Genomic DNA, 25,416 nt, shown 5'->3' on the forward strand with positions numbered 1-25,416 from the left:
CAGACACGGTTGCACCCAAGAAGCGAAAGGCGTTGAAAAAGCAGGGCCGAATGCTAAGTCAGCGCGGCGGCGCTTGTCAATGCGCCGCCGCGTGTGTGGCAGGTCCGCGTCAGGCGGGCGGCGCGGCGCGCAGCACGATCTGCGTGATCTCCGACGGCCGGCCAAGCCGGATGGGAAAGCCTGGCCACAGGCCCGCGCCGTTGCTCACGTAGAGCTGCATGTTGCCGACCTGGTACATGCCCGACACATAGCCTTCGTTGGCCAGTTGGGTGATGAAATGCGGACCCAGAATCTGGCCGCCATGCGTATGGCCCGACAGCTGCAGGCCGGCGCCGGCTTGCGCGTGGCGCTCAGCGCCCACGGGCCGATGGCTAAGCAGGATCACCGCCGACGACGGCGGAACGCCCTTCATGGCCGCGTCGATGTCCGGCAGCGGCTGGTTCACGCGCGCTGCCACGCTGTCGGTGATGCCCGCCAGGACCAGCGGCTGGCCGTCGCGTTCAATTGTCATGTGTTCATTGAGCAGCATGCGCAGGCCGAGTTTCCTGAAGGCCTCGATCCAGCCCAGGTACTCGGCGTAATACTCGTGGTTGCCCGGAATCGCCACCACGCCATATTGCGCGCGCAGATCGGCCAGCGGTTGCACGTCGGCGGCGCGCGCCGCAGGCGTGCCGTCGACCAGATCGCCGGTGATGAGCGTCAGGTCCGGCTTGAGCGCATTGGTGCGCGCCACGACGGCCTGCATCCAGTCGCCCTGCAGCAGGCGGCTGGCGTGCAGGTCGGTCAGGTGCACGATGCGAAAGCCGTCATACGCTTGCGGCAGGTTGGGCAAGGCGACCTCGATCGTCTTGACCTCCGGCACGCGCACGGCCTGCCAGACGCCAACGGCGGACAGCGCAAGCGCGGCCACGGCGGACCCAGCGCGCAGACGCGTGCAGCCCAGCAGCGCGCGTCCGCGTCCGCGCGAGAACAGCGACACGATGATCCCGGCCACATCCGTAATGAAGAGAAAACTGGCCAGCAGAATGAGCGCGCCAAATGCCCAGCCCAGCGTCATCAGCACGGCGGCGGGCACCTCGGGCGACGCCATGGTGCCGAAGAAGTTGCGGGTGATGAGATGGTGCTCGGCGGCCAGCACGACCAATATCGACAGCAGCACTCGGCTGGAAGCGGGCCACTTCAATTGCCAGACGAAGCGCCAGATGACGTAGAGCGCGATAAGCCCTGTGATGACATGAAACACGTGCGAAATCCTGAATCTTGTTGTTGGAATCGCCCGGCCCGGCGTCTCGCTGCCGCCCGGACGAAATTTCCCGCGAGGGAGCGCCGATTAAAACACTGGATTCTGCGCGGCGGCTGAAACATGGCGCGCGTTGATGGCGGGTCGTGGCAGATCGGTGTCTGACTCCCGGCAGAGAGGAGCGTCAACCAGAGCGGGGCGTAGAATCGCATGCGCCCGCCGCAATCTGGAGTCGCCTTGTCCACGTTTATCCGCCCCGCCCGCCCCGAGGATGCTGCGCAGCTGCCCGCGATCGAACGGTCCGCGGGCGCGCTGTTTCGCGCCGCGCCCGGCCTGGAATGGATCGCGGACGACGCGGTGATGTCCGAGGCCGACCATCTGCGCCTGATCGCGCAGGGCACCTCATGGGTGGCGCAAACGTCGGACCACTTGTGCGGATTTCTATGCGCCGAGCGCTTCGAAGACGCGTTGCACTTGCGGGAGCTTGCGGTCGATGCCGGTCATCAGCGCATGGGAATTGGCCGCTCCCTGGTGCAGGCCGCGTGCGGCCATGCCTGGGCATCCGGCCTGGCTGCGGTCACCCTGACGACCTTTCGCGACCTGGCATGGAATGCGCCCTGGTATGCGCGGCTCGGATTCCGCGATGTGCAGGCAGTGCCCGGCTCACGGCTGCATGCGGTGCTGGCGGCCGAGGCCGGCCACGGGCTGCCGGTTGAGCGGCGCGTCGCGATGCGCCTGCAGCAGGCACCGGACGCATAGCCCAAGCGCCGCGTTGGGCGTGCCGAACTGCGGTTGGTGACCGCTGGATTACCCAAAAATAGTTCGGTATTCTGCGTTATCCCGGTGCGCCAGCCCGCGCCGGTGACTGCGCAGTCGTCCTCCGTGGCGCGCGCATCCGGCAGCTACGCCGATCCGGGCGATTCGCGGTGCTCTCCCCTCAGGAGCGACATGGCAAGAGAACGCAGAGTGCGCTTGTTGACCGTGCTTATTTCGCTGGCGGTGCTCAGCGTGGCGGTCGGCTTTTTCAATGCCATGTACGCGGGCTACCAGGCGCAGAAGACGCAGGTCGTCAAGAACACGCTCGACGCCAATCTGGCCTACGCGCAGAAGCTGGCGGACATCATCAATCTGTATATCCAGACGGGCGACCGGCAGCTTACCGCCGGGGCAAACCGCATCCCGCGGCTGGCGGATGCGCCCGGCGCGCTGCAGGCTGAACTGTCGGATCTGGCCGGCACGATCGAAGGCGTGACGGCGGTGCTGCTGGCCGATCCCGGTGGCCGGATCACCAGCCGGTCCAAGGACAGTCCGTCGCCGCTGGCCGCCATCAAGCAACTGGACGAACTGGGCGTACGGGAGCTGCGCGCGGGGCAATGGGCGCGGCCATGCTGCCTGCCCGGCGCGCGCTTTGCGACGCTGACACTGGTGGAACCTGTGCCTGGCCCGCAAAACGCGGTTTCAGGCTATCTCGCCGCCATCGTTGTGCTGGAGCATGGCGGCGGCCTGGACCGGCTCGTCGGCCAGCATGCGTATGCGGACGGCACCTCCGTGTATCTGGTCAACGGCGAGGGTCAGATGCTGTACCGGCATGGCGCGGACGCGGACATTGCGAGCGCGGTCCAGGCGCGCCTGTCGCCCGCGACGGGGCCGGGCGTCGAGCAAGTCATGGACGCTTCCGGCGCGGCGGTGATCGCGGGATACGCGCCGCTGGTCAAGGGCAACTGGGCGGTCGTGGTGCAGCGTCCGCTCGACAGCGCGCTGTCGCCCCTCCAGGACCTGTTGGGCGCGTCGCTGCAGTTCGCCGTGCCGGCTGTGGTGCTGACCTTGTTGCTCGTCAGCGCATGCGCCTACGCGATCGCGCGGCCCCTCGCACGCCTGGCTGACGCCTTCGCCAGCGACGAGCCGGTTGGTCCGACGGCCTTGCGCGCCACCACGCTGAAGACCTGGTATTTCGAGGCCGAAAAGCTGCGGCAGGCGTTGGCCGCCGCGCAAGCGCGCCATCGGGACGAAGTCGGCCGCTTGAACACGGAATCGCTGACCGATCCCATGACCGGGCTGATGAATCGCCGCGCCCTGCGCGCGCGGATCGACGAGCTGGTCGCCGCCGCGTCGCCGTTCGCGGTCATCGCGCTCGATCTCGACCACTTCAAACAGATCAATGATGTGTATGGCCATCCCACGGGCGATAAGGTCTTGGTGGCGCTGGCGCGGACCCTGCAGGAGAACGTGCGCGCCGGCGATCAGGCCTTTCGCATCGGCGGCGAGGAATTCGTGATGATCCTGCCTCAGCGGGGCGGGAAGGACGAAGCGCAGGACGACACGCAGGACACGGCGCACGAAATGACGCAGAACACGACGCAGGACACGACGCAGGACACGGCGCAGGACACGGCGCAGGACACGGCGCAGGACGCCACGCGGTCCGCGGCACGGACTGCAGCCCAGGCGGCCGAGCGCATCCGGGCGGCCGTCGCGGCGCGCCCGATGCCCGACGGCGTGCGTCCGGTGACCGTGTCCGTAGGCGTGGCGCAGTGGCCGCGGGACGGCGCATCGCCGCAGGCCGTCATCAAATGCGCCGATCAGGCGCTGTACCAATCAAAGCAGTCGGGGCGGGATCGGGTGACGATTTGGGAAGCGGCGGCGCAGGCTTGAACACGGCCAGCCGCCCTGGGAATCACGCTTGCGCATGAGGCGGGAAACGCGTCGGAAACGTGGGGAATGGCATGTCGAATCGAATGCAGACGGCCAGGCGGCTGGCCGGTATGACGTCGGCAAGGCTGATCGCGGCGTGCGCGTGCGCAGCGGCGTCGGGCGCGGCGGCGCAGCCAACCGTGCGCTTATCGCAAGACGATCTGCAAAAGCGCGCGAACGGCGTGCTGGCGTTGATGTCTTTTTCTATCGTGCCCGACATCACGACAAGCTCCCTGTCCATCAGCGGCGGCGGGGGATCCACGTCGGGATCCACCGGCTTCTACATGACCCAGCTCGGCGGTGGCGACACGGTGTCCAAGTCGGTGCCCATTTATCTGGAAGGCGTCATCGCGGGCAGCCGCTACGACCCGACGTTCGTCGCCACGCAGGGCGCAGAAACGCGCAGCATCCCGACCAAGTGGAACAGCGTGTCTGCCACGGGCGGCATCGGGTGGGACTTCAAGCTGACCGATGAATTGAAGCTGCGGCCCATCTTCAACTTCGCGCTGGGCAACGTCACCAGCGACCTGCGAGCCGCAAGCTGGTATGTCGGGCAGCGCACGGGCAGGGAGGTGGACTTCCTGGACCGAGGCTCATTGAACGCCTACGGATTGGGCGGATCGCTGATGCTGGACTACGAGCATTACCGGCCCGGCTACGAAGTGGACGTGGAGCTGCGCTATTCCGACATCCGGCTCAAGAGCTTCGACAGCTCGTCCGCCGTGCAGGGCAATGCGGTGGCGCAGTCCGCCAACCTGTGGGCGCGCTACCGGGCGCCCACCGGGTTCGTGCTGTTGCAGCGCCCGCTGCGGTATGTGCTTGAGCTGACGCACTCGGAATTCCTGGGCGACCAGCGCGGGGCGCTCGGCTTCGACCGTTTGACCGCGTTGGGGGCGGGGCTGGAACTGGACTCCAGCGCGTACGACGTGATCATCACGCGCACGCGGCTGGTGGGACGCTATGTCTTCGGCAACAACGTGTCGGGCTTTTCGGTGGGACTGGCGGTCAGCTTCTGACGGCCAGCTTGCCCGCCGTCGGATCAGGCGCCGGCCAGACCCGCGAAGAACCGCTTCGCGTTCGATTCCAGGCCTTCGATGTAGTAGCCACCTTCCTGCACGATCAGCGTGGGCAGATTCAGTCCGCCCACCTCGCGGCCCAATCGCTCGAAGCCGTCTTCGGTCACGCTGACCATGGCCTGCGGATCCTTTTCGAAGATGTCGAATCCCAGCGACAGCACCAGCGCATCGGGCTGAAACAACGTGATCGCGCGGCGCGCCTGCGCCAACCGGTCGAAGAACACGGATTCGGGCGAGCCGTGCGGCATGGGCAGGTTGATGTTGTAGCCGTATCCTTCGCCCGCCCCGCGCTCGTCTTCAAAGCCCGCCACCACCGGATAGAAGTTCTCGGGGTCGCCGTGAATGGACACGTACAGCACGTCGCTGCGTTCGTAGAAGATCTCCTGGATGCCTTGGCCGTGGTGCATGTCCGTGTCCAGGATGGCCACGCGGGGAAATCCCGACGTCAGCCGCTCTGCGGCGATAGCGGCGTTGTTCAGGTAACAGAAGCCGCCCGCGGCATCGCGCCGCGCGTGGTGACCGGGCGGGCGGCAGATCGCGTAGGCGCTGCGGTCTCCGGCCAGCAGGGCATCGGCGCCCGCGATGGCGCATTGCGCCGACCAATACGCCGACTGCCACGTCTTCGGGCCGACCGGACAACTGCCGTCGGCCAGGTAACGTCCGGCCTTGGCCAGCACGCCGCGCAGCGCGTTGCGTTCTCGCACGAAGACGTTCGACACCACTTCGCCGCCCCAGTCGCCGGGCAGCTTCATCCAGTCCTCATGCGCGTCCTGCAGGAAGCGCAGGTAATCCAGGCTATGGACCGCCGCGATCGCACCCGCCCCGTCGTCGGCGGGCGCCTGGACGTCGAATCCCAGCTTGCGCGCCGCCTGCACCAGGCCGTCCAGCCGCGACGGCACCTCCTGCGGCGTGCGCATCTTGCCGCGCGAAAAGTAGGTCTGCGGATGGTGAAGCTTTTGATCGTCGTGGAAGAACGCCTTCATGCCTGGGACCTCTGGGTTGGTTGGCACGCCACATGCGCGGCGGCCGCGGATCAGCAACCCTGAATTCTTATCCAGGGGAAGGGCGCTGCTTATGAGGGGAAACCCGGGGAATGCGCCGAGCAGACAACCCCGGCCGATGATCGGGCATTCATGCTCGGCAATCGACGTTGTCACGCCGCCGCTTAATCAGGATAATTGCGACTGCTTCCTATTTAGATAATTTGCCTGGCGCGATCCATGCCGACTTCCGACCCCTCTCCCGCCATTGCCGTGCAGCGGCTTTACGACGCGCATCACGGCTGGCTGTTCGGCTGGCTGCGGCGCCGGCTGGGCAACAGCGCGGATGCGGCGGATCTGGCGCAGGACACTTTTGTCGGATTGCTTGGCGCGTATCGCCGTCGGGCCCTGCCGGATCTGCAGGAACCGCGCGCCTATCTGACCACCATCGCCAAGCGGTTGATGGTGGACCTGTATCGGCGGCTGGCGCTGGAGCAGGCGTACCTCGAGGTCCTGGCCGCAATGCCGGCGCGGCACGCGCCTTCCGAGGAACAGCGGCTCGCCGTGCTGCAGACGCTGCGCGAGGTGGACGCCTTGCTCGCCGCGCTGCCCGACAAGGTGCGAGCGGCCTTTCTGCTGTCGCAACTGGATGGCCTGACGTACGAGCAGATCGCCACCGAAATGCGCGTCAGCGTCCGCACGGTCAAACGCCACATGGCCGAGGCGTTCACCCATTGCATCCTCGCGGACACATGAACGGCGCGGGCATGCCGATCGACCCACAGATTGCCGGCGAGGCTGCCGAGTGGCTGGTGCGCCTGCATTCCGGGCGTTTCTCGGAATCCGACCGTCTGGCGTGCGAACGCTGGCGCCAGCGCAGCGATGAGCACGACCGTGCGTGGACGCGGGCGCAGGCGGTGCTGGCCAAGCTGGGCGGTCTGCCGCCCGGCCTGGGCCGCGCCACCGTGCACGCCACGGCGTCGCGGCGGGCGGGGCTGAAGGTGCTCGCCGGGCTGATCGTGGCGGCGCCTGCCGGCTGGCTGGCGTGGCGCGCGGCCCCGGCGCAATGGACGGCCGACTACGCCACGCGCAGTGGCGAACGCCGCCGGATCGAACTGCCCGACGGCGCCATCCTGGTGCTCAACACCGCCAGCGCGGTGGATCTGGCCTGCGACGCCGCGCAGCGCCTGGTGTGGCTGCGGGAAGGGGAAATCCTGCTGCGCTCGGCGCATTCGGCAACTGCCGATCCCCGGCCTTTGCTGGTGCGTACCGCCGAGGGCAGCGCGCAGGCGCTCGGCACGTACTTTTCGGTGCGGCAGATGGACGCGCGCACCCGCGTGGCGGTCATCGAAGGCCGGGTCCGGGTGCAACCGCGCGCGGACACGGCAGGCCTCGTGCTGGAACCCGGGCAGCGCGTGGATTTCTCAGCGTTGGCGGTGCAGGCCCCTGCCTCCAGCCGGCACTCTCCCGCAGCCTGGCTGGATGGCGTGCTGTACGCGGACAACCAGCGGCTCGGGGATTTTCTGCGGGAACTGGGGCGATATCGCCCCGGCGTGCTGCGCTGTGATCCCGCCGTGGCCGATCTGCGGATATCCGGCGGCTTTCAGCTGGACGATACCGACGCCGCGCTGTTCGCCGTGGCGCGCAGCCTGCCCGTGCGCGTGGTGACCCGGACGCGATACTGGGTCAGCGTCGTTCCCGCTTGAGACCCGGCGCGGCGCGGTCCGGCAAGTTGTCACCGCAACGCGTGTCCTCCCGCATGTCACCTTTTTTGCGCTCGTCCGACATGTTCATAAAGCACCTTCGCTTGGACTCTGTCGGGATCAGCATGTCTTCCAGATTCACTCCTTCCGCGGCCTGGCCGCAACGCCGCGCCGCCGCGGGCGCGCTATGTGCGGCGTTGGCCGTGACCGCGCCGCAGGCGCACGCGCAATCCGGCGAGGCGGCATCGTCCGCGGCGGCGTCCACCCGCTTCAACATTCCGGCCGGTCCGCTCGGGCCGGCGCTCACGGCCTTTGCCGGTGCGGCGCGCATCAACTTGTCGTTTGACCCTGCCCTGGCTGAAGGCCGCGCGACGGCGGGCCTGCAAGGGACGTGGCCGGTGGCGGAGGGCCTGGCCCGCCTCTTGGCCGGCACCAATCTGGCGGCGCGCCGCGACGCGGCCAACGTCTTCACGCTTCAGCTGTTGCCGCCGGGACCCACGGCCCTGCTGCCCGCGGTGCGGGTGGAGGGCGCGAACGAATCCGCCTACGGACCGGTGACGGGGATCGTCGCGCTGCGCAGCGCCACCGGCACCAAGACCGACACGCCGATCATCGAAATCCCGCAGACGGTCAACGTCGTCACGCGGGACGAGATCGCCTCGCGCGGCGCGCGCAGCATCGTCGAGGCGCTGGCCTACACGCCTGGCGTCTATGCGCCGGGCGGCAGCACGGATCTGCGCTACGACAACATCTATCTGCGCGGCGGCTTCGGGGCGCGCAACAACCTGGACGGCGCGCGCCTGCCCTTCGGCGCTTACAGCTTCGGCATGCTGCAGATCGAGCCCTATGGCCTGGAACGGATCGAGGTGCTCAAGGGGCCGTCGTCGGTGCTGTATGGCCAGAACAATCCCGGCGGCCTCATTAACATGGTAAGCAAGCTGCCCACTGCCACGCCGCAGCGCGAGATCGCGCTGCAGACCGGCAGCTACGGACGTGCCCAGGCCGCGATGGACCTGAGCGGTCCGGTGGGCGAGGCCGGCGTGTGGAGCTACCGCCTGGTGGCGCTGGCCCGCGATGCCGCGCAGTCTTCGCACTACACCAAGGACGATCGCACTTTCGTGGCACCGGCGCTGACATGGCGGCCCAGCGCCGCCACGTCGCTGAGCCTCTTGGGGTTCTACCAGGAGGACCGGCAGGTGCCGTTGTACGGCAACCTGCCCGCCGCAGGAACGCTTTACAGCAATCCCAATGGCCGCATCCCGCGCGACCGGTTTCCCGGAGAACCCGGCTGGGATCGCTATGACCGCGAGCAATATTCGGCGGGCTATCTGTTCACGCATGCGTTCAATGACACCTGGAGCGTCAAACAGCAATTGCGCTACAGCCACATGCGCGGCGAGGCCCGCACCGCCGTCGGCTATCTGCTGAGTCCGGTCGACATGCGGACGTGGTCGCGCACTATGACGCGCGGGCAGGGCACCGGCGCCACGCTGAATGTTGACACGCAGGCCATCGCGCGGTTCCGCACGGGCGCCGTCGGACACGAATTCCTGATGGGCCTCGACTATCTCGACATGCGCGACACCTACAAATTCGCCAACGTCATTGCCGGGGTGCCCGCGCTGGATCTCTTCGACCCCGTCTATGGCAAGCCGCGCCCGAGGCTGCGCGATCTGATCCCGCGCATCGACACGCGGCAAGACACCGAGCAGACGGGCGTCTATATGCAGGACCAGATTTCCTATGGCGGCTGGTTGCTCACGCTGGGCGGGCGCTACGACATGGCGCGCAGCACGACGCGCAACCAGCTGACGTCGGCCAAGACGTCGCAGGACGATTCCGCCTTTACGGGGCGCGCGGGGCTGACCTATCTGATGGCGAACGGCCTGGCGCCGTATGTGGCGTACTCCACGTCCTTCGCGCCAACGGGGGGAACGGATTTCAATTCGAATCCCTTCCGGCCTGCCGAGGGCCGGCAGATCGAAGCGGGGCTGAAGTACCAGCCGCCCGGCAGCGACAGCCTGGTCACGCTGTCGGCGTATCAGCTCACGCAGGACAACGTGCTGACCAGCGACACGACGCCCGGACGGCCGCCGGGCTTTCAGACGCAGACCGGCCAGATCCGCGCGCGCGGGATCGAGCTGGAAGGCAAGGCGAACCTGGCGCGGGGATGGGATCTGATCGCGTCGTACGCTTATGTCGATGCGGTGGTCACGCGAAGCGCCAACGTGGATATCGTCAATGGTGTGCCGGAGTCGCGCCAGGGCAAGAAGCAGTATTACGCGCCGGCGCACCAGGCGGCCGCGTGGCTGGGCTACAAGGTGCAGGGCGGCCCGTTGCAAGGCCTGGGACTGGGGGCGGGCGTGCGCTACATCGGCGCCGATTGGGGCGACCCTGCCAACACCTTGCGGATTCCGGCGGTCACGCTGTTCGATGCGGCCCTGTCCTACGATTTTGGACAGCTGCAGCCCGCGATGCGCGGACTGACGCTGGATCTGAACGCCAGCAACCTGTTTGACCGCACCTACGTGGGCACCTGCGTCACCGCCACGGCATGCACCTATGGCGCGGGCCGCCTGGTGCTTGCCACCCTGAAGTACGCATGGTGACACGCCGCAGGCGCGGCTAGCCCCGCCCGCGGACGCGGATGTCCACTATTGCGGCGTGATATGCGCCGCCTTGACGATGTCGCGCCACTTTTCGCCCTCGGTCACGTTGAACCGGGCAAACGTGGCGGGATCCGATCCCACCGGCTTGGCGCCCAGGCCGGCGTACTGCGTCACGACATTGGGCTGCTTGAGCGCCCGCGCCGCGTGCTCGGACAGCTTGGCCACAATGGCCGGCGGCGTGCCCTTGGGCGCCCACAGGCCGTACCACGTGCTGATGTCAAAGCCCGGGAATCCGGATTCGGCCATGGTGGGCACGTCGGGCAGTTCATCGACGCGGCGGCTGGTTGTCACCGCCACCGCCCGCAGCTTGCCCGACTTGATGAACGGCATCGCCGACGGCATGGAATCGAACATCAACTGAATCTGTCCGCCCACCAGATCCGTCAGCGCGGGCGCGCTGCCCTTGTAAGGCACGTGTTGCATCGGCAGGCCGGAACGCACCTTGAACGATTCGCCCGCAAGCTGTTGCGCGGAGGCCGAGCCCGCCGACCCGAAGTTCAACGGCTGGGCCTTGCCCTGCGCCACAAGGTCCTGCACCGTGCGCACCTTCGACGTTTCAGGCACGACCAGCACGAGCGGCACGTCCGCAAGCTGCGTGATGGGCGCGAAGTCCTTGAAGGCGTCGTAACGCATCGACGCGTAGATGTACGGGTTGATGACGTGCAGCGACGCGTTGGCCAGGAACGTGTAGCCGTCGGGCGCGGCGCGCGCCACGAGGTCCGCGCCGATCATGCCGCTGGCGCCGGGCTTGTTGTCGACGACGATGTTCTGGCCGATGGTCTTGGACATCTCGGCGGCCACCAGCCGCGCCACGATGTCGGTCGGCCCGCCGGGCGGGTAGGGCACGACCATCGTGATGGGTTTGCTGGGATAGGCGTCGGCCGCCACCGCGGCGACGGGCAGGCTGACGCAGCAGGCGGCTAGCGCCGCGGCGGCAAGGTGGCGTGGCCGGGCGGCGCGCCGGAAGTCGTTGGTACGCATGGGGTTGTCTCCGTCGTTATCGTGATCGCCACCTTGCCGACGACTTGTCGGCTTTCCAGGGCGGCGAGTGCTGCGGCAAGACCGGTGATCGGATAGATCGCCGTTACAGCCGGCCGGATCCGCTGGCGGCGGGCCCAGTCGAACAGGGTGGACATGGTCCGCTGCATGGCGGGCGCGTGGACGATGCGTTCGTCCGCGGGCGTCCAGCCGATGTAGCGGCCAAAGAAAAACCCATGCAGGGCAATGTTCTTTACAAGCAGCAGGTTCAGCGGCACGTCGGGGACGCGGCCGCTGGCGAAACCCACCGACACCATGCGGGCATTGGCCGCCGCGGCGCGCACGCTGCGTTCGAAGGCGTCGCCGCCCACCGCGTCCAGCACCACGTCAGCGCCGCGCCCGTCGCTGGCCGCCTTGACGGCCTGCGGCATGGACTCGTCAGCGGCGAACGCCTGCACCGCGCCCGCGTCCAGCGCGGCCTGGCGCTTGGCCGGTGTGCTGGCGCAGGCCAGCACGGTCGCGCCCAGCGCCGACGCAATCTCCACGGCCGCCAGTCCCACGCCCGAGCCCGCACCCAGCACCAGCACCGTGTCGCCGGGCTGCATCGCGGCGCGCCACAACAACGCGCCCCATGCCGTGCCGTACGAGATGGGAATGGGCAGCGCGGTCAGAAGCGGCAGATCCTCGGGCACGGGATAGACGGTGTATTCCGGCAAGGTCAGTCGTTCGGCATAGCAGCCCCAGCGCGCCAGCGCCACGACCTTGTCGCCGGGCTTGAACCGCGTGACCTTGGCGCCGCACGCGATGACGCGGCCCGCGGCCTCCGTGCCGGGCGCAAACGGCAGCGGCGGACGGCTTTGATAGCGTCCCTCGATGAGCAGCTTGGTTGCGTGGCTGACGCTGGCATGCTCGACGGCGATGGTGACTTCGTCGGGCGCGGGCGCCGGCGCCTCGGGAAGCTCGCCGGGCAACACGTCTTCAACCGGACCATGGCGATGGCAGACCAGGGCGCGCATCAGCGGGCCTCCTTGCCGCATTCCGCCTGGCGCAGCACGCCGGCATGCAGCATGGCCTGGATGTCGGCGGGCGCGACGCCCCACTCGGTCAACACATCCACGGTGTGCTCGCCAACCGCCGGCGCCGCGGTGAGCGGCCGGCGTGACAAGGCCCCTGCCGCGCGCGCATAGGGCAGGGGCTGGCCGCCGGGCTGCGCCAGCGGTTCCAGCAGTCCCAGATGCGTGGCCTGCGGATGCGCCGCCAGGCCGTCGTAGTCCCGCACGTACGCGTGCAGCACGTCCTCGCGCGCCAGGCGCTCCACCCAGTGCGCGGCAGGGCGCCGCGCCAACTGTTCCGCCATTTCCCGATGCAGTCGCTCGCGCTGCGCCATGCGGCCTGCGTTGGTGGACAGGGCGGGGTCCGCCAGCCAGTCGGTTCGTTCGAGCGCGCGGCACAAGCGCGCGAACTGGTCGTTGTTCAACGCCAGCACGGACAGGCGCGCATCCGCGGTGTCGAAGACGCCGTTGGGGGCGCTGACCGCCACGGCCTCCCGCTGTCCCGCAATGCCGTACGCAAGGATGTCGTTCACCTGCAAGGCCGCGCAGGCCTGCAGCAGATTCAGCTGCACATGCTGGCCGCGGCCGCTGCGCGCCAATTGGTAGAGCGCGGCGCTGGCCGCCTGCACGGCGTACAGCGCGGTGGCGATGTCCGCCATCAGAAGGCCGATGCGGCGCGGCTCGCCGGCGGGTGTCTGGTTGGCGAACATCAGGCCGCTATCCGCCTGCATCACGGAGTCGGAGGCGGGCGCGTTGGCGTAGGGGCCGTCCGGTCCGTAGCCGCTGATGGACACGTAGACCAGGCCCGGGCAACGTGCGGCCAGGCTGTCGTAGCCCACCCCCATGCGTTCGGCGACCCCAGGGCGGAAATTCTGGATTACGAGATCCGCGCGCCGCGCCATGTCCGCCAGCAGCACTTTGCCTTGCGGCTGGCGCGCGTCCACGCACACACCGCGTTTGCCGGCGTTGTAGGCGATGGATAGCGCGCTCTGGTCGTCGCGGAGCACACCGACGTGCCGGCCCCAGTCGCCGTCTGGCGGTTCCACCTTTACGACGTCGGCGCCTTGCTGCCACAGCATCTGCGCGCAGTACGGGCCCGCGATGCCCTGGCTGAGGTCCAGCACACGCAGTCCGGAATAGGGTCCGCTGGAAGCGTCGGTCAACGGGGTGGGCATGGGTGGATGTCGGTCCGGAGCAAGGGTTCGAAGGCGATGAAGACGATGCTAGACTCGGCCGACGCATTGGACAATCCACCGGTTTGTGCCGGGAATGGTGAACCATGATTGACAATAAGCCGGACCTGAACCTCGTCAGACTGTTTGTCGCGATGGTCGAGTCGCGCAACCTCAGCGCGGCCGCGCAGCGTTGCGGCATGACGCGGTCGAACATGTCGCACCGCCTGAAGCGGCTGGAACTCGATCTGGGCGCGCAGCTGTTCCGGCGCACCACCCGGCATGTCGAGCTGACGCAGGCCGGCCAGTTGCTGTACCAGCACGGCATCCGATTATTGGACGAGATGCGCGCGGTGCAGGCGGCCATCGACAGCCTGGACGGGACCGTGCGCGGCGATGTGCGCATCCGGCTGCCCACCGGCCTGGGCCACCTTTATCTTGCCCCCGTGCTGCTGGATTTTGCGCGCGCGCATCCCGACATTGCGCTGCGTGTGCACATCAACGACGGGATCGGCGACCTGATCTCCGCTGAAGTCGACATCGCCCTCAAGATCACCTCGTCTCCGCCCGAAGATCACGTGGCGCGGCGGCTGTGCGACATTCAGTGGTGCCTGTGCGCGTCGCCGGATTTCCTGGCGCGCAACGGGCCGGTGCAACGCATGGAGCAGTTGGGCCGCTGCGACCTGATCGCGCCGCAATCGCTGGGCCGGCGCTTCGACCTGCGGCTCAAGCAGACGCATGGCGACCCGCTGATCCTGCGCGTCGCGCCGCGGCTGCAGTCGGGCGACTATCCCTTCCTGCGCGATGCGGTGCTGGCGGGCTTGGGTGTGGCGCTGCTGCCCCGCTATGCCGTGTGGGAATTGCTGCGTGACGAGACGCTGGTGCAGGTGCTGCCCGCGTACGAGCCCGAGGGGGTGGGCGACGCCATCTACCTGCTGACCGCGCCCAACCGGTTCCCGTCCATGGCGACGCGCGTGCTGGCGGATTTCATCCGCGCGCACATCGAGCGGCATGCGCCGGATTGGAGCGGAGCGGCCGCGGGCGACTGCGCTTATGCGCCGGCGCGATCCTGACCCAAGCGCGTGATGGCAGCGTGCACGTCATCCACATGCACCATCAGCTCACGCACCTGCCGCAACAGCGCGAACTGGTTCAGCACGGCGCTCCAGCGAGGCGCAACCAGCAACTGTTGCCACACCGGCGAAAGCGCCGACGCATCCGGCGCCTCGCCTGCGGCCAACGCGCTGGCGAAGTCCAGGTTTTCCTGCGCTGACAACAGCTGCATCCGGCAAGCGGCATTCAGCAGCCGCGGCGCGGTATCCGCCGGCGCGTCGGAAAAGTAGAGAATCGTCCCGGCAAGATCAACGTCGTCCACCGACAGCGCCGCCAACGCCGCACCGCGCAGCCGCACCGGCCCCTGGTGGCTTTCGAACACATAAGTGGTCTGTGCGTCTGCGTGCGCAAGCAATCGCAGACCGCGCAGCAAGCGGGGCAGATCCGTCGTCGCCGCGTCCGTTGATGCCTTGGCCTCAACGAGCAGGCACACATCCCAGACCGGCGCCGCGGCGTCGCCGGCCGACTGGCGCAGCAGCGCTACGTCCCATTCGGTTTTGGCGCGGTCTGCGTTGCCCGGGATCGACGCCGGGACGTGCATTGACGTGACCACCCGATAACTTTCGCCCGTCGTTTGCGCAAGCTGCGTGGCCATCGCAGCAATGGCACCTTCGGCCAACGCTTCAACGGCGATGCCGCGGCGGCGCGCGTCCAGCCCCCGCGCGGCGGCCTGCGGCGTGCCGGGGCGGGGACCTTGCCGTTGCCAAAGATGTTGATAGCGTTGCACCAGCGGATCCGTGGACAACGTCTCCATGCGCCGCAGTCGCGCCAAGGCGGGGTCGCCCAGCAACCGGTCCAGCGGCGCGGAAATCGCCGGGCTTGTCGCGGCATCCAATGGCGGCGCCGCAAGCAGGTGTTCGGCGCCTTGCGTCAATGCGGCCCAGTCCTCGGCTGCCGCCGCCGCATGCAAGGACGCCAGCTTGTCCGCCAACGGCCCTGCCGGCATCCCGCGGCGCTTGCCGGGGTGCGCAAACGCATCGACCGCAGTACGTACCGCGCGCCGGTCCGCCTGGGCGAGCGCCGACAACGAAGCGTATTCGCGCACCAGCGGGGATTGATGCCGCAGCACCATGGCCTGAAACGCGGAATCTCCGCCGCTTTCGCGCAGTGCGTCCCGAATCAGTTGCGAGAGCGCGTCTAAGAACAGGCGTTCACAGGCGGATGACGGCGCTGCGTCTGCACTGAGCGCAACGCGGGCCTGTTCGATGGCGATGGCAAGCGCCGTCGCCGGGTCGGAAACTTCAAGCCCGCTGCGCGCCGCGGGCATCGGACCCACGCGATAGCGACGCGGGATGGCGCGCAGCGTCAGGTCCAGCAGGGAATGCGGCAAAGCAGAGGGCATGAAGGTTCCGTGTCATGTCCGGCCTCGCTGCCAAGGAATTACCAGGGAACGACCGACAGGGCGATCGAAGCGACGACGACCACAACAATAATCGTGAGGATGTGATTGGTGCGCATATTCTCTCCTTTAAGCCACCGCTCCACACTACCGGCTTACGTTGCCCCCGTCTGCAACTGAACTTTTAATTTTTCATCGGATGTTAGCGGTGCGTTTTCAGCGCACTTTTTCTGCGTCCTCGCGGGGTATAACCAAAGACATGCGGCCGCGAAACCGTCGCGCCGCGCCGATCGGGAGGTCCCATGCGCGACATCGTGCAATTGCGTCCGGAAGGCCTGTATTGCCCAGCCGGCGGCTTTCATATCGATCCGTGGCGGCCCGTCGAGGTCGCCGTGCTGACGCATGGTCATGGCGATCATGCACGTTCCGGCATGGGGCGCTACCACACCAGCGCCGAAGGCTTGCCTATCCTGCAATGGCGGCTGGGCGACCAGGACTATCGGGTCCATGCCTATGGCGAAGTCTTCACGTTGGGTAACGCGCGCGTGTCGTTGCATCCGGCGGGCCACGTGTTGGGATCGGCGCAGGTGCGCATCGAAGTCGATGGCGAAGTCTGGGTCGTGTCCGGCGACTACAAGCGCCAGCCCGATCCGACGTGCAGCCTGTTTGAAGTCGTGCCTTGCGACACCTTCATCACCGAGGCCACCTTTGGCCTGCCTATTTACCGTTGGCCCAGCGCCTCGGACGTGGCGCGCGACATCGTGCAATGGCGCGATCACTGCGCCGCGCGCGGCGAGGCCGCCATTCTCTATTGCTACGCCCTGGGCAAGGCGCAGCGCGTGCTGGCTGAATTGATCCCCTTTGCGGACCGGCCCGTCTACCTGCACGGCGCGATCGCCGCGGGGGTGGACGTCTATCGCAAGGCCGGTGTTCCGCTGGCCGACACGCGTCTGGTCATCGACGCGGACGGCCCTTCCGCGGCCTCGGGAACGGGATTTGCTGGAGAGCTGATCCTGGCGCCGCCGTCGGCGGCGGGCAGCGCGTGGCTGCGGCGCTTCCGCAAGGCGCAGCATGGCTTTGCGTCGGGCTGGATGCGGCTGCGCGGCAACCGCCGGCGCCGCAACATGGACCGCGGCTTTGTCGTGTCGGACCATGCCGATTGGCCCGACCTGCTGCGCACTATCCACGACACCGGCGCCAAGCGGGTCATCGCCACGCATGGCGACACCGAGGCGCTGGTGCGTACGTTGAATGAATCCGGCATCGCCGCCGAGACGCTGGTGACGCAGTACGGCGAAGACGATTAGGGCGGCCATCGAACGAAGATCGACAGGGGAACGGACGCAGGCATGAAGCGATTCGCGGCGTTGTATCAGGAGCTTGACCGCAGCACCGCCACCTTGGATAAGCGCGCGGCGCTGGTGGCGTACTTCCGCGATGCCCCGCCGCGCGACGCGGTCTGGGCGCTGTATCTGCTGGCCGGCGGCAAGATCACCAGCACACGCAAGAAGATCGCGGGGGTTGGCGAGTTGCGGGCCTGGGCGGCCGACGCTTCCAACACTGCGCCCTGGCTGCTGGACGCCTGCTATGACCAGGTCGGCGACCTGGCCGAAACCCTGGCGCTGCTCGTCCCGGATCCGGAAGCGGCCGCGCCGGATCGCGGCCTGGCTGACTGGATCGAAGAGATTCTCTTGCCCGTCGCGAACCGCGACGAGATCGAGCGGCGCGAGGTGGTCGTCTCGGCCTGGCTGGGCTTGCCCTATGCAGAGCGCCTGGTCTTCAACAAGCTGCTGACCGGCGCGCTGCGCGTCGGCGTGTCTCAGCGCATGGTGCAGCAGGCGCTGGCCGAAATGTCGGGCGTGCCCATCGCCCGCATTGCGCAGCGCATGCTGGGCGCGTGGTCGCCCAGTCCGGCGTTCCTTCGCGATCTGCTCAGCGCCGAGGAACTGCCAGGCGACCGCCAGCAACCGTATCCCTTTTTCCTGGCGTCGCCGCTCGAAGGCGATCCCGCCGTGCTTGGACCCATCGACGAATGGCTGCTGGAATGGAAGTGGGACGGCATCCGCGCGCAGCTCATCCGGCGGCGTGGCGAGGTGTCCATCTGGTCCCGTGGCGAAGAGCGCCTTGACGGCCGCTTTCCGGAAGTTGAAGCGGCGGCTGCCGCCCTGGACGTGGACTGCGTCATCGACGGGGAACTGCTGGCCTGGCAGGACGGCAACACGGACCCCATGCCGTTCTCGGCCCTGCAGACCCGCATCCAGCGCCTGAAACCCGGTCCCAAGTGGCTGGCCGAGGCGCCGGTGCAGTTGCTGGCCTATGACCTGCTCGAACTTGAAGGCGAGGACCTGCGCGAATTGCCGCAGGCCGAGCGCCGCGAGCGCCTGGAGGCGCTGCTGCGCCGCCATCCCGACCCACGGCTGCGGATGTCGCCGGCCGTCGCGCCGGCAAGCTGGGACGAGGCCCACGCGCTGCGCGGCGAATCGCGCGAGCGCGGCGTCGAAGGCTTCATGCTCAAGCGGCGCAGCGCGCCGTACCAAAGCGGGCGGCGGCGCGGCGACTGGTGGAAGTGGAAGATCGACCCGCTCACCATCGACGCCGTGCTGCTGTACGCGCAGTCCGGCCACGGCCGCCGCAGCACGCTCTACACCGACTACACCTTCGGGCTGTGGGAGGGCGACGCGCTGGTGCCCATTGCCAAGGCCTACTCGGGCCTGGACGATAAAGAGATCCTGGAACTGGACCGCTGGCTGCGGGCACACACGCGCGAGCGCTTCGGTCCGGTGCGCTCGGTCGAACCCGTGCAGGTGTTTGAACTGGGCTTCGAAGGCGTGAACATCTCCAAGCGCCACAAGTCCGGAATCGCCGTGCGCTTTCCGCGCATCCTGCGCTGGCGGCACGACAAGCCGGCGGATCAGGCCGATCAGCTGGACACGCTGAAGGCGCTGGCGCGATGAGCGGCATGGCCCGGGGCAGGGATGCGGCGCTGGTCGCGTGGTTTGCGGCGCGCGGCTGGAAAGCCGCGCCATTTCAACGCGAGACGTGGCGCCGCTATCTGGACGGCGAGTCGGGCCTGCTGCACACGCCCACCGGTAGCGGCAAGACGCTGGCGGCATTTGGCGGCCCGCTGCTTGAAGCGCTTTCGGAAGACGTGCCGGCAAAGGCGGCCACCGGCGAAGGTCCGCGCGTCTTGTGGGTGACGCCGCTGCGCGCGTTGGCTGCGGACACGACGCGGGCATTGACGCAGACGGCGGCCGAACTGGGCATCGACTGGACCGTCGCGTTGCGCACGGGCGACGCCAGCGCGCGCGACAAGCGGCTGGCGCGGCAGGGCAAGGCGCACGTGCTGGTGATCACGCCCGAATCGCTGGCGCTGCTGCTGTCCTACGCCGACGCGTCGACGCGCTTTCGCGCCTTGCGCTGCATCGTGGTCGACGAATGGCATGAACTGCTGGGCAACAAGCGCGGCGTGCTACTGCAGCTGTGTCTGGCGCGGGTCCGCAAGCTGTCGCCGGCGGCTCGAACGTGGGGGTTGTCCGCCACGCTGGGCAACCTGGATGAGGCCCGCGCCGTGCTGCTGCCGCAGGCGCCCGACAGCGCGCTGGTGGCGGGCGCCAAGCCGCGCAAGATCCAGATCTCCACCTTGCTGCCCGAGCGCAGCCGCGCCCTGCCGTGGGCGGGCCACCTGGGCCTGTCGCAGCTCGAACGGGTCTTCAAGCGCCTGTTCGATGTGCGCGCCACGCTGCTCTTTACCAACACGCGGGCGCAGGCCGAGCTGTGGCACCGCGCGCTGGAGTCGATCTGGCCCGAGGATCCGCGCACCCTGGCGCTGCATCACGGCTCGCTGGACCCCAAACTGCGCGCGACGGTCGAGCAAGGGCTGCGCGACGGCACGGTGCGCTGCGTCGTGGCCACGTCCAGCCTGGATCTGGGCGTGGACTTTCCGGCGGTGGATCAGGTGTTGCAGATCGGCAGCCCCAAGGGCGTCGCGCGGCTGTTGCAACGCGCCGGCCGCGCCAAGCACCGGCCCGGCGAGTCCGGCAACGTGGTCTGCGTGCCCGCGCAGGCGCTGGAACTGATCGAGTATGCCGCGGCCCGGCAGGCGATCACGCGCGGCCAGATCGAGTCCCGCGTGCCGCCGATCGGCAGCCTGGATGTGCTGGCGCAGCACGCTGTGACGCTGGCGCTGGGTGGCGGCTTCGAAGCTGGCGATCTGTTTGAGGAGGTGCGCGGCACGCATGCCTACGCCACGCTCGATGCCGCGACCTGGCAGGCCGTGCTGGATTTCATCGTGCAGGGCGGACGCGCGCTCGCGAAGTATCCGGACTATCACCGCGTCGTGCGCGATGAAGACGGCTGCTACCGCGTGCATGACCGGCGCATCGCGTTCCGGCATCGGCTGTCCATCGGCACCATCACGTCCGACGGCGCGGTGGCGGTGAAGTATCTGCGAGGCGGCGGCCTGGGATCGGTCGAGGAGGGCTTTCTGGCGCGCTTGCGGCGCGGCGACCGGTTTCAGTTTGCCGGGCGCACGCTGGAACTGGTGCGGCTCGAGGGCATGGTGGCTTACGTGCGGCGGGCAAAGGGCGGAGACGGACCCGTCGCGACCTGGCAGGGCGGGCGCATGCCCTTGTCCACGCAATTGGCGAGCGAGGTCGAGAGCCTGTACTCCCATCCCGGCGAGCACCCGGAAATGCGCGCCGTTGCCCCGCTGCTCCGCATCCAGGAACAGGCCAGCGCACTGCCCGACCACGGCCGTCTGGTGGCCGAACTGATCAAGACGCGGCGCGGCTCGCATCTGTTCCTGTTTCCGTTTGCAGGCCGCGCCGTGCATGAAGGCATCGCTGCGATGGTCGCCCTGCGCTGGGGCCGGCGGCAGGCCAACACCATCTCCTACACCGTCAACGATTACGGCCTGATGCTGACGCTGGCCGAACCCGCAGCCCTGGACGACACGCTGCTGCGCGCACTGCTCAGCCCGGACAACATGGCCGATGACCTGCGCGAAGGCGTCAATCTGGGCGAAATGGCGCGCCGTCAGTTTCGAGAGATCGCGCGTGTCGCGGGGTTGTTGACGCCATCGCTGCCGGGGCAGGCGGCGCGTTCGCTGCGGCAGGTGCAGGCCTCCAGCGGGCTGCTCTACGACGTGCTGCGCCGCTACGATCCCGATCACCTGCTGCTGGCGCAGGCCGAGCGCGAAGTCTTTGAACTGCAACTGGAGGCGCCGCGGCTCCTGGCGGCGCTGCAGGACTGCCAGCGGCGCGAGCTGGCCTTGTGCGAGCCGCGCGCGCTCACGCCGCTGTCGTTTCCGCTGTGGACGGAAAGCCTGCGCGGGCAGCTCAGCACCGAAACCTGGCAGGCACGAGTCAAGCGCGCCGCCGAGCAACTGGAGAAGCGGTATGCGCGAATCGCCTGAGGCCGGACTTGCGATGGCGCTGGCAGGCGAGCCTGTCGTCCTGCTGGGGGCGCGCGCGTTGCACTGGCCTGCGCGGTCCCGTCTGGTGATCGCGGACCTGCATCTGGGCAAGAGCCATGTCTTTCGGCAGGCGGGCATCGCCGTGCCGCGCGGGGCGACGATGGACGACCTGCGGCGCCTGTCGGCCCTGATCGCCGCGACGGGCGCCACCGAGCTTTTGATTGTCGGCGACGTCCTGCACGGGCCCGCCGCGCAGGCCGCGTGGCGCGATGCGTGGATTGCGTGGCGCGAGGCGAATCCGGACGTGGATGTGGCAGTGCTGGCTGGCAACCATGACCGCGCGCTGGACGCCCCGGCGCTGGGCATGCGCCAGCTCGGCGAGGCGTGGGCCGATGGCCCGTTCCTGTTCCGTCACCTGCCGACACCGGACGCGCAGGGCCGGCACGTGATCGCCGGCCACGTGCACCCGAAAACGCGTGTGCCGGGCGTCCCGCGCAGTTGGCCCGCGTTCTGGCTGCGTGAAGGCATCACCGTGCTGCCGGCATTCTCCGATTTCACCGGCGGCCATGCGGTGCAGGGCGGGCAGGGGGCTTCGTTGGTCGCTTGCGTGGAAGGCGATGCGTTGCCCTTGGGTTGGACGCCGCGCGTACGGTGATGGGCACGGCGCTTGCTGTCCGGGGACATAACCCCAACGCAGCACCTACGCATCGCCATGACCGAACGTCCCGACCCGTCACCTCCACCACAGTCCGCGCACCAACGATTGAATGAGGTCCTGTCCGACGCCCATGCGCCGTTGGATCCCGGCCGTTGGCTGCGCGTCCTGGTGGAACAGGGATGCGATCAACTGCCCCTGCCGGGGTCGGGCCAAACGCTGGATCGGTGGCGTGCACTGACCCGCGTGGCCGAAGTAGACCTGAGTCTGGTCAAACTCTACGAAGGACACACCGATGCGCTCGCCATCCTGGCAGAACTGCAGGCGCCTGTCCCGCCCGCCAATAGCCGCTGGGCGGTGTGGTGCGCGGAGCCCCCGGATCATCGCGTGCAGATCACCCCGCAGCCCGACGGCACGGCAGTGCTGCAAGGCGTCAAGGCGTGGTGCTCCGGCGCGGCCGCCGTCACGCACGCGCTCGTCAGCGGCTGGAATCCAGCGGGCGAGGCGTGTCTGGCCGCGGTGGCAATGGATCAGGACGGCGTGCAGGTGACCAATGCCGGCTGGCATGCCGTGGGCATGCGCGCGTCGGCAAGCGTGGACGTGGTCTTTCGGGACGCGCGCTGCGCGCTGGTGGGTGAGCCTGGCGCGTACGTGCATCGGCCTGGATTTCTTCACGGCGGCGCCGGTATTGCAGCGTGCTGGTACGGCGGATTGCTGCATATCGCACAGACTTTGCACCGGGCCTTGCCCGGGCATTCCGCCGACCCGCATCGGCTGGCGCATCTGGGCGCCATCGACGTGGCCCTGGCGCAGGCCCGGGCCGTGTTGCGCGAGACCGCCGCCGAGATCGACGCGCATCCGCGGCAGGCGTGCGCGTTGGCCTGCGCCCGCGCGCGGCTGGCCGTGGAAGCGGCTGCGTCGGTGGTGGTGGAACGGGCCGCGCGGGCGCTGGGCGCGGGTCCGTTGTGCCGCGACGCGGACTTTGCGCAGGTAATGGCCGATCTGCCCGTGTTTATCCGGCAGAGCCATGCGGAGCGTGATCAGGCCGCGCATGGACAGGCCGTGCTCAATGACCGAGGCACGCCATGGGCTCTGTAGCCGTGGACCATTTTGAACGGCTCTACCAGGCGGATCCCGATCCGTGGCGCGTGGCCAGCGCATGGTACGAACGCCGCAAACGCGGCCTGTTGCTGGCGGCGCTGGGGCGCGAGTTTTATCGCCATGCCCTCGAGCCGGGTTGCGGCACGGGCGAGCTGACGCGGTGCCTTGCGCTGCGCTGCGTGCGCGTCTGTGCGATCGACGCCGCGCCGGCCGCCACCGCGCGTTGCAGCGCCCGGGTGGCCGGCGAAGGCATGGACCATGTCCAGGTCTTGACGCTGGACCTGCCGCGGCAGTGGCCCGAGACGCCCGCCGCTGGCTTTGACCTCATCGTGCTGTCGGAAGTCGCGTACTACCTGGACGGCGCCGCGCTGTGCAGGTTTCTGAGCGCCGTCGATGCATCCCTTGCGCCGGACGGCGAGATCGTTGCCTGCCATTGGCGGCCGGATTTCGATGACCGTCTTCAGAACACGGACGCGCTGCACGCGGCGATCGGCGCGTTGCCCGGCCTGTCGCGCAGCGTGCATCACGTGGAAGACGAGTTCCGCCTGGATGCCTGGCGCAGACACCCCCAATCAGGAAGCCATTCATGATCGGCGTATGCATTCCGGCGCACAACGAGGAGCGCCACATCGAAGACTGCCTGCGCGCCGTCATGCGCGCATCCCGGCATCCGCGTCTTGGCCGGGAACCCGTGCGTATCGTCGTGGTGCTGGATCAGTGCGAGGATGAGACCGCGCGCCGGGCGGCAGGCTGGCCGGTGGAGCTTCTGATGGTCCAGGCGCGCAACGTCGGCATGGCGCGCGCGGCGGGCGCTCAACATCTGCTCAATGCCGGCGCGCGCTGGCTGGCCTTCACCGACGCCGACACCTGTGTGTCGCCCGGGTGGCTGGCCGACCAGCTTTCCCTGAATGCCGAGGTGGTTTGCGGCACCGTATCGGTCACCGGATGGGATGCGCATGGCGAGTTCGCGCAGCGCGCACGCCGGGCGTTCGCCACGCACTACCACGATCGCGACGGTCACCGGCATGTGCATGGTGCGAACCTGGGCATCGCGGCGCACACGTACCGGCGCATCGGCGGCTTTGCGGCGGCGACGTGCAGCGAGGACCAGGCCCTGGTCGACAAGCTGGAAGCCGGCGGGGCGCACATCGCATGGTCGTGCCTGCCGCGCGTCAGCACAAGCGCCCGGCCATACTCGCGCGTCGAAGGCGGATTCGCCACCGCACTGCTGATGGGGTGGGACGCCGAGCCGGACGGCGCCGGTGTTCAGGCTGATCGGGACGAGGAGGGGCGGGCGCCATCCAGCCATTGCTTGTGATAGGCGATCAGCTGCGCCAGGGCGTGTTCGGCGCTGGCGCGGCGGATGGCATTGCGATCGCCCTCGAAGCGCGCCGTCTCGGTATAGATCGCGGGCGAGGCGTCGGCCGGACCCGACTTGAACACCCACGCGTAGCACTGCGTGCCGGCGGGAATTTCCGGGTCGGTATCGTCGGTGACGCCCGTGTTTGAGATCGCTACATTCGCCGGGCTGTTTCGCGCCGCGCCCAGCGCCATTTCCCGCGCCACGGCTTCGCTCGTGAGGTTGTGGCGTTGCAGCGTGCGTGCAGCCACGCCCAGGCATTTCTGCTTGGCCTGCGGCGAGTAGGCGACGAACGCGCAATCCAGCAGCGCGCCCGCGCCCGGTATGTCCGCAAGCGTGGCCGCAATCAGCCCCGCCGTGCAGGACTCGGCCGTCACCAGTTTCAGCGAATGCTCGTGCATGTAAGCGGCGACCCGTTCGATGGCATTCATTCCGATCCTCCTGCGTGAATGCCCGGGCCCAGCAAGCTCCGTGCCGTCCGCCCTCCCGTCATCTTTCTGGCGGTTTGTGCGCAACGGCCACGCCTACCGACCCGCACGGCAAGCGATATTTACCGCCTCCCAGCCACGTTACGGGTTCGCCGGTAGGCAAGGTGCAGACATAGATGGGAACGCTGGAGGCCTCCTGGGTTCTCCTTGCGATCAAACGCCGTTCTACGCGGCATGTGGAGCGATCGGGGAGTTTTACGATTACGTCGGACAGCCTGGATCCTGAAGCCATATTCATCTCCTGAATGTCGAGTGTCGTGTTGCCGGATGCGGTTGTTTTGCCTTGCCACGGCGTTCTGACCGCATGACCCTTTCTTAGCATCGCGGCCGCCTTTGGCCTATCGGCCATAAAGCGTGGACCCTGCCCCCGCTTGCGCAATCGGCAC

General features: G+C 68.2%; 21 protein-coding genes. 14 read left to right on the forward strand and 7 right to left on the reverse strand.

Annotated features, from left to right (window positions below; translation table 11 throughout):
• Positions 1-109: 109 nt before the first annotated feature.
• Positions 110-1,243 carry a metallophosphoesterase gene (locus AC6CIE_RS27135; protein WP_498094840.1) on the reverse strand — a complete coding sequence of 378 codons (1,134 nt, stop codon included), beginning with the start codon at positions 1,241-1,243 and terminating at the stop codon, positions 110-112.
• Between the two features lie 234 nt (positions 1,244-1,477).
• Here AC6CIE_RS27135 and AC6CIE_RS27140 point away from each other — a divergent pair, with 234 nt between their 5' ends.
• The 3 genes from AC6CIE_RS27140 (at position 1,478) to AC6CIE_RS27150 (ending at position 4,947) form a co-directional block, all read left to right on the forward strand.
• Entirely contained in the window at positions 1,478-1,999 is a 522-nt protein-coding gene (locus AC6CIE_RS27140; protein ID WP_498094842.1) for a GNAT family N-acetyltransferase, read from the forward strand.
• Positions 2,000-2,206: 207 nt separating this feature from the next.
• Complete coding sequence (locus AC6CIE_RS27145) at positions 2,207-3,892, forward strand: GGDEF domain-containing protein (protein ID WP_498094844.1); 1,686 nt, start codon at positions 2,207-2,209, stop codon at positions 3,890-3,892.
• A 110-nt stretch (positions 3,893-4,002) separates the two neighbouring features.
• Positions 4,003-4,947, forward strand: a complete 945-nt coding sequence (locus AC6CIE_RS27150; RefSeq protein ID WP_498094917.1) for a hypothetical protein — start codon at positions 4,003-4,005, stop codon at positions 4,945-4,947.
• Between the two features lie 23 nt (positions 4,948-4,970).
• Here AC6CIE_RS27150 and AC6CIE_RS27155 read toward each other — a convergent pair whose 3' ends face one another.
• Positions 4,971-5,990, reverse strand: a complete 1,020-nt coding sequence (locus AC6CIE_RS27155) for a histone deacetylase family protein (protein WP_239214166.1) — start codon at positions 5,988-5,990, stop codon at positions 4,971-4,973.
• A 237-nt stretch (positions 5,991-6,227) separates the two neighbouring features.
• Here AC6CIE_RS27155 and AC6CIE_RS27160 point away from each other — a divergent pair, with 237 nt between their 5' ends.
• The 3 genes from AC6CIE_RS27160 to AC6CIE_RS27170 all read left to right on the forward strand — a co-directional run bounded on the left by AC6CIE_RS27160 (position 6,228) and on the right by AC6CIE_RS27170 (position 10,299).
• Entirely contained in the window at positions 6,228-6,743 is a 516-nt protein-coding gene (locus AC6CIE_RS27160; RefSeq protein WP_498094846.1) for a sigma-70 family RNA polymerase sigma factor, read from the forward strand.
• Positions 6,744-6,754: 11 nt separating this feature from the next.
• Entirely contained in the window at positions 6,755-7,693 is a 939-nt protein-coding gene (locus AC6CIE_RS27165) for a FecR domain-containing protein (protein ID WP_498094848.1), read from the forward strand.
• A 122-nt stretch (positions 7,694-7,815) separates the two neighbouring features.
• Positions 7,816-10,299: a TonB-dependent siderophore receptor gene (locus tag AC6CIE_RS27170; protein WP_279975217.1), complete on the forward strand. Its 2,484-nt coding sequence runs from the start codon at positions 7,816-7,818 to the stop codon at positions 10,297-10,299.
• Between the two features lie 45 nt (positions 10,300-10,344).
• Here AC6CIE_RS27170 and AC6CIE_RS27175 read toward each other — a convergent pair whose 3' ends face one another.
• The 3 genes from AC6CIE_RS27175 to AC6CIE_RS27185 are packed head-to-tail and all read right to left on the reverse strand — an operon-like array spanning position 10,345 to position 13,564.
• On the reverse strand, positions 10,345-11,340 hold the full coding sequence (locus AC6CIE_RS27175) for a Bug family tripartite tricarboxylate transporter substrate binding protein (protein WP_498094850.1): 996 nt from the start codon (positions 11,338-11,340) through the stop codon (positions 10,345-10,347).
• Positions 11,280-12,353, reverse strand: a complete 1,074-nt coding sequence (locus tag AC6CIE_RS27180) for an NADPH:quinone oxidoreductase family protein (RefSeq protein ID WP_498094852.1) — start codon at positions 12,351-12,353, stop codon at positions 11,280-11,282. Before AC6CIE_RS27180 ends, AC6CIE_RS27175 begins: the two co-directional genes overlap by 61 nt.
• On the reverse strand, positions 12,353-13,564 hold the full coding sequence (locus tag AC6CIE_RS27185; RefSeq protein ID WP_498094854.1) for a CaiB/BaiF CoA transferase family protein: 1,212 nt from the start codon (positions 13,562-13,564) through the stop codon (positions 12,353-12,355). The genes AC6CIE_RS27180 and AC6CIE_RS27185 overlap by 1 nt, the downstream gene beginning before the upstream one ends.
• A gap of 104 nt (positions 13,565-13,668) precedes the next feature.
• Between AC6CIE_RS27185 and AC6CIE_RS27190 the strand changes: the two genes are divergently transcribed.
• Positions 13,669-14,634: a LysR family transcriptional regulator gene (locus tag AC6CIE_RS27190; RefSeq protein WP_498094856.1), complete on the forward strand. Its 966-nt coding sequence runs from the start codon at positions 13,669-13,671 to the stop codon at positions 14,632-14,634.
• Here the strand turns inward: AC6CIE_RS27190 and AC6CIE_RS27195 are convergent.
• Positions 14,613-16,016 carry a 3-deoxy-D-arabino-heptulosonate 7-phosphate synthase gene (locus tag AC6CIE_RS27195; RefSeq protein WP_498094858.1) on the reverse strand — a complete coding sequence of 468 codons (1,404 nt, stop codon included), beginning with the start codon at positions 16,014-16,016 and terminating at the stop codon, positions 14,613-14,615. The two genes, AC6CIE_RS27190 and AC6CIE_RS27195, sit on opposite strands and share 22 nt — an antisense overlap.
• Positions 16,017-16,315: 299 nt before the next feature.
• Between AC6CIE_RS27195 and AC6CIE_RS27200 the strand changes: the two genes are divergently transcribed.
• The 7 genes from AC6CIE_RS27200 to AC6CIE_RS27230 are packed head-to-tail and all read left to right on the forward strand — an operon-like array spanning position 16,316 to position 24,500.
• On the forward strand, positions 16,316-17,320 hold the full coding sequence (locus AC6CIE_RS27200; protein ID WP_175125251.1) for a ligase-associated DNA damage response exonuclease: 1,005 nt from the start codon (positions 16,316-16,318) through the stop codon (positions 17,318-17,320).
• 42 nt (positions 17,321-17,362) lie between these two features.
• Positions 17,363-18,967, forward strand: coding sequence for an ATP-dependent DNA ligase (locus AC6CIE_RS27205; RefSeq protein WP_175139335.1), 1,605 nt, complete (start codon positions 17,363-17,365; stop codon positions 18,965-18,967).
• Positions 18,964-21,426 carry a ligase-associated DNA damage response DEXH box helicase gene (locus tag AC6CIE_RS27210; RefSeq protein ID WP_498094860.1) on the forward strand — a complete coding sequence of 821 codons (2,463 nt, stop codon included), beginning with the start codon at positions 18,964-18,966 and terminating at the stop codon, positions 21,424-21,426. Before AC6CIE_RS27205 ends, AC6CIE_RS27210 begins: the two co-directional genes overlap by 4 nt.
• The gene (gene pdeM / locus AC6CIE_RS27215; RefSeq protein ID WP_286898783.1) at positions 21,410-22,081 is read left to right on the forward strand and encodes a ligase-associated DNA damage response endonuclease PdeM; all 672 of its coding nucleotides are present in this window, start codon (positions 21,410-21,412) and stop codon (positions 22,079-22,081) included. Before AC6CIE_RS27210 ends, pdeM begins: the two co-directional genes overlap by 17 nt.
• 57 nt (positions 22,082-22,138) lie before the next feature.
• Entirely contained in the window at positions 22,139-23,179 is a 1,041-nt protein-coding gene (locus AC6CIE_RS27220; RefSeq protein WP_498094862.1) for an acyl-CoA dehydrogenase family protein, read from the forward strand.
• Positions 23,167-23,772 (forward strand): SAM-dependent methyltransferase, encoded by a 606-nt coding sequence (locus AC6CIE_RS27225; RefSeq protein WP_498094864.1) that lies wholly within the window; start codon positions 23,167-23,169, stop codon positions 23,770-23,772. The genes AC6CIE_RS27220 and AC6CIE_RS27225 overlap by 13 nt, the downstream gene beginning before the upstream one ends.
• On the forward strand, positions 23,769-24,500 hold the full coding sequence (locus AC6CIE_RS27230; RefSeq protein ID WP_498094866.1) for a glycosyltransferase family 2 protein: 732 nt from the start codon (positions 23,769-23,771) through the stop codon (positions 24,498-24,500). Before AC6CIE_RS27225 ends, AC6CIE_RS27230 begins: the two co-directional genes overlap by 4 nt.
• Here AC6CIE_RS27230 and AC6CIE_RS27235 read toward each other — a convergent pair.
• Entirely contained in the window at positions 24,449-24,973 is a 525-nt protein-coding gene (locus AC6CIE_RS27235) for a CinA family protein (RefSeq protein WP_175125267.1), read from the reverse strand. The two genes, AC6CIE_RS27230 and AC6CIE_RS27235, sit on opposite strands and share 52 nt — an antisense overlap.
• Between the last annotated feature and the right edge of the window lie 443 nt (positions 24,974-25,416).

It is taken from the genome of Achromobacter sp. GQ309 (genome assembly GCF_059759315.1).